The 4,290-nt window shown below is 40.0% G+C and carries 5 protein-coding genes; 3 read left to right on the top strand and 2 right to left on the bottom strand.

All coding sequences use genetic code 11. The features are described from left to right. Nucleotides 1-284: 284 nt before the first annotated feature. Both A9239_RS11465 and radC read right to left on the bottom strand, forming a co-directional pair. Nucleotides 285-863, bottom strand: a complete 579-nt coding sequence (locus A9239_RS11465) for a flavodoxin family protein (RefSeq protein ID WP_048116585.1) — start codon at nucleotides 861-863, stop codon at nucleotides 285-287. Nucleotides 864-1,169: 306 nt separating this feature from the next. Further along, entirely contained in the window at nucleotides 1,170-1,859 is a 690-nt protein-coding gene (gene radC, locus A9239_RS11460) for a DNA repair protein RadC (protein WP_048116588.1), read from the bottom strand. A gap of 284 nt (nucleotides 1,860-2,143) precedes the next feature. Between radC and A9239_RS11455 the strand changes: the two genes are divergently transcribed. The 3 genes from A9239_RS11455 to A9239_RS11445 all read left to right on the top strand — a co-directional run. Beyond that, the gene (locus A9239_RS11455; protein ID WP_048116591.1) at nucleotides 2,144-3,001 is read left to right on the top strand and encodes a molybdopterin synthase; all 858 of its coding nucleotides are present in this window, start codon (nucleotides 2,144-2,146) and stop codon (nucleotides 2,999-3,001) included. A gap of 58 nt (nucleotides 3,002-3,059) precedes the next feature. Next, nucleotides 3,060-3,800 (top strand): molybdenum cofactor guanylyltransferase, encoded by a 741-nt coding sequence (locus tag A9239_RS11450; protein WP_080943706.1) that lies wholly within the window; start codon nucleotides 3,060-3,062, stop codon nucleotides 3,798-3,800. Nucleotides 3,801-4,033: 233 nt separating this feature from the next. Further along, a partial coding sequence (locus tag A9239_RS11445; RefSeq protein ID WP_141706443.1) for a leucine-rich repeat domain-containing protein occupies nucleotides 4,034-4,290 on the top strand: 257 nt, incomplete at its 3' end.

The raw sequence follows: 4,290 nt of genomic DNA, 5'->3' as shown, positions 1-4,290 counted from the left end.
AAGTAAAGTTCGATATAAGTGAAGTTCGATAGTATGGTTTGGTTGGAGAATAAATCGTATGTAAACAACTTAATTTTGATATTCGATTATAGTTCCTGATAACAGATGTCCACAGGTTCTAATCTAATAAATCACTCGCGCTCGATACGAGCTAACTTTTATAAAATGACTATTTATCTTTTTATCGGTAGGTTTACTTGCTTCTTTTGTCTAGGATATTTAATGGGGAAATTTAAAGGAGACCTTGAAACCTTATTTAATCCACTTGAGATGCTCAATTAGGCTCAACTATTATGAATTTTTTTCAATATCCACGCCATATTTTGGCCAAGATTTTTCATATTATCAATGCCTTCTTGATCCTGTTCTACCTCTCCGATAGCATTTCCGTAAGCCATATTCCAGTAACTTGACCCTACCAGAAACATTTCTTTGCTATGTAAAAAATTGTTCAGGGTATCAAAGGCACTTATAGCACCGCCTCGGCGAGCAGCTACAACTGAAGCTCCTACTTTATGCTTGAAAAGCCCTCGATTTCCTGCAAGTACCATACTCGCCCTGTCAATTAAGGCTTTCATTTGAGAGGTCACACCAGCTGAATATACCGGCGATCCTAGAATAATTCCGTCTGAAGCAAGCATTTTTGCAAAACACTCATTAAAAAAATCATCCGTAATGACACATTGCTTATTTTTGTTTTTGTGGCAAGCCCGACAAGCTTTGCATCCTTCTATGCTTTTTCCAGATAGTTGAATAAGTTCGGTTTCAATGCCTTCTTTTGTTAATTCCTCAAATACGGTTTGAATCAGGATTGCAGTATTGCCGTCTTTTCGTGGGCTTCCATTAATGCCTATAACTTTCATAGTCTTCAACAACTTTTTTCAACTATTTTTTCGTATTTCTCAACCTGTTATTTTATTCTTGTTCAATTACGGAAAGTGATCAGAAAGTGACTATGTTGAGACCTTTTATATTGAACGCTTCTATACTGAGAGTTTCTGCACTTAGAGTTTCTGCACCGAGAGTTTCTGCGCTGAGAGTTCATCGAATTCTCTACATTAAACTCTTCTACACTGAGAGTTTCTACACTGAGAGTTCATTGAATTAGCTACATTGAACTCTTCTACATTGAAAGTCTCTACATTCAGAGTTTATGTCTTTAAGTTACTTTATCTTACAAAGCCTTCATCTTTGAGGCTCACGTATCTGCCTTCCCCGATAATAATATGGTCAAGCACATCAATTCCAAGGAGTTTTCCTCCTTCTATCATTTTCTCAGTGACCATTATGTCTTCTCGGCTAGGGCTTGGGTCCCCTGAAGGATGATTATGGACCATGATTACTGACGCTGACGATTCCATAAGGGCGGACTTGAAAACCTCACGCGGATGAACAATGCTCGCGTTCAAGCTGCCGATGGATACAACTTCTTCTTTCAGGATTTGATTTTTTGTATCAAGGCAAAGTGTTATAAATTTTTCTTTTTTTTGTTCGCGCATCTTAGGGTACATAAAGGTATATACATCCTTTGGGGAGCAGATTTTTCTTTTGGGCTCTTCCACAAAGGTCTCAAGCCGGCGGGCAAGTTCGAAAACTGCAGCTATCTGGGCAGCTTTGGCCTTTCCTACTCCATGAACCTTCATAAGCCTTGAAACATTTGCAAGACTGAGCTGCTTGATGCTGTATTCTGAAAATATTCGGCTGGACAGGCTGACAACATTCTCTTTATTTGATCCTGTCCTCAGGACAACTCCAAGCAGTTCTGCGTTCGAAAGCGATTCCGGCCCGTTTCGAATAAGCCTTTCCCTTGGGCGTTCCTGTTCAGGAATATCCTGAATTCTGACCTTGTTTATTTCCATAATCAACCCCCTATTTCCAATTAACGGAAAATTTCTGTATAAATCCAAATTTTAAGTTAGTCAAACAATTTAGTCAAACAGTTAGTCAAGCAAGTTAGTCAAACAGTTAGTCAAGCAAGTTAGTCAAACAAGTTAGTCAAGCAAGTTAGTCAAACAGTTAATCAAACTCTTTATAGATAATATCAAAGTTTCAATATTTGAATCTTCACAAAACGCTCTATAAAATTAAACAAAGAATAAAATGCCAGCCTTTACTTATACAGGAAAGTGCATAACGTTCTTTGATGAAAGTCATTTCAGTTGTCGGGTATAAAAAATCGGGTAAGACATCCGTAGTTTCAGCCCTTGTCCGGAATCTTTCCGGGTTCGGAACTGTGGGCACAATAAAACACATGGGTGAGCAGAGTCTCAATCCGGCAGAGACTGATACAGGCAGGCATTTTGATGCCGGGGCTGACACGGTAATAGGAATAACAGGCACAGAAGCAACAGGTACTGAACTTGTCAGTTTTTCCAGAGGCCAGAACCTTGAAGACGCTCTTGACCTGCTTTGCGACCAGGGGCTTGATTTTGCCGTGGTAGAGGGGTTCAAGGGAAGCAATCTTCCGAAAATTGCAATTGGCGACCTTCAGGGCGTTTCCAACGTAGTTTTCAGGCTGCCGTCGGACATCGATATGCACGAAGAACTTACAGCCTCTCTTGTAGGAATAGTCCTTGCACAGCCTGACCGGTACACCCTGGAAGCCCTTATAAAGAAAGTCAGAAAAAACCCGGTAACCCGAAAAGCAGGTGCAATCGGTACATTTACCGGCATTGTCCGCGAACTGGCCGGAAACGAGATAACTTCAAAGCTTGAATTCGAAAAATACGAACCGGAAGCTTCAAAAGTTCTTGACCAGATCCGGGAAGAACTCAAACAAAAAGAAGGCATCCTTGAAGTCCTGATACACCATAAAACAGGCGTTATCAAAGCCGGAGAAGACATAGTATACATTGTTGTCGCAGCCGCCCACAGGGGAGAGCTTTTTTCCGCCCTCAGCGAAGCCATAGACCGCATAAAAGCCGAAGCTCCTATCTGGAAGAAGGAATTCACGGAAAAAGAAGAATTCTGGGTCCACGACAGAGAACATCACGAAAATTAAAAAACAGATCTGAGCAGAAAGGAAAATAAAAATTATAGAGAAACCCGGAAATGATTCAATGGGCGGAAAAACAAACTTTAAAAAAACAGATACAGGGAAAACAGAAGTAATAAAAGCTGAAATTAAAGAAGCGGATCCCGAAGAAGATAAAACAAAATTCAGAAGTGCCGTCGTGCTGGCAGGCGGCAGGGGCAGGCGGATGGGCACGGTCGAAAAAGCCCTTCTCGAATTCGAAGGAAAAACAATTATTGAGCGCCTGCTGGAAAGCCTTTTCCGGGTTGTGGACGAGGTTATTATCTCGTTCCGGGACAAAAAGCAGGAAGAAAAGTTCAGATCTGTGATTGAAAAATTCTCTGCCCATGAAATCCGTTTCTGTTTTGATACTCTGGAAGACGCCGGTCCCCTTGAAGGCATCCGGGCGGGGCTGCTTGAATCCAGAGCAGAGTATTCTTTTGTCTGCGCGGGGGATATGCCTTTTGTAGATTCCAGGGTTGTATACCTGCTTTTTGAGAAAGCAAGCGGACATGATGCTGCCCTTCCAAAACGGGAAGATGGAAAATTTGAGCCTCTACATGCAGTTTATTCAAAAAAAATGATTCCTGAAATTGAAAAAGCTTTTGAGAACGGAAGGTGTTCAGTTCTTACGCCGGTTTTTGAAATGAAGTATGTTGTTTTTGTTGAGGTTTCGGAAATTCGGGAAATTGATCCTGAATTGAGGAGTTTTGCGAATATAAATACTGCTGATGAGATGCAACGTATTATAGAGCTTTCGGGCAAAAAAGAAAAATCATTAAATTAGATTACACGCTGTGGATAATTTTTGGAATAATAAATTAACAAAATTCCGTTTTCTGTTTTTTACATCATCGTTTTCGACTATTCCTCCACCATTAATTAAAATCGAAAGTTATTTAGATGACAATCACTTTTATTTTTTGAATCAGTTTTCCTTTTATGTAATACATTTTCAATAATTGCGGTTTCAAAGACTTATTGAACTTTTGATTGTTTTTCTTTAGGCAGGGACTTCAGATGGAACTGAATGAAATCAAAGATCTAATTTTAAAAGCTAAAGAAAGTAACGCGACTACACTTGATCTTTCGTCCAAAAGACTAACTTCGTTGCCGCCGGAAATCGCAGAACTCAAAAATCTTACTAGACTTGACATCTCAGCAAATCAATTGAGTTTGCTGCCACCAGAAATCGCAGAGTTGAAAAATCTTACTAAGCTTAACGTATCTGGTAATAAATTGACTTCGATGCCTCCGGAAATCACAAAACTGAAAAA

Source organism: Methanosarcina sp. A14 (assembly GCF_001729375.1).
In the GTDB taxonomy this organism is placed as follows: Archaea; Halobacteriota; Methanosarcinia; order Methanosarcinales; family Methanosarcinaceae; genus Methanosarcina; species Methanosarcina barkeri.
The sequence above is the reverse complement of the archived record's forward strand: the minus strand, read 5'-3'. Positions and strand labels throughout refer to the sequence as shown.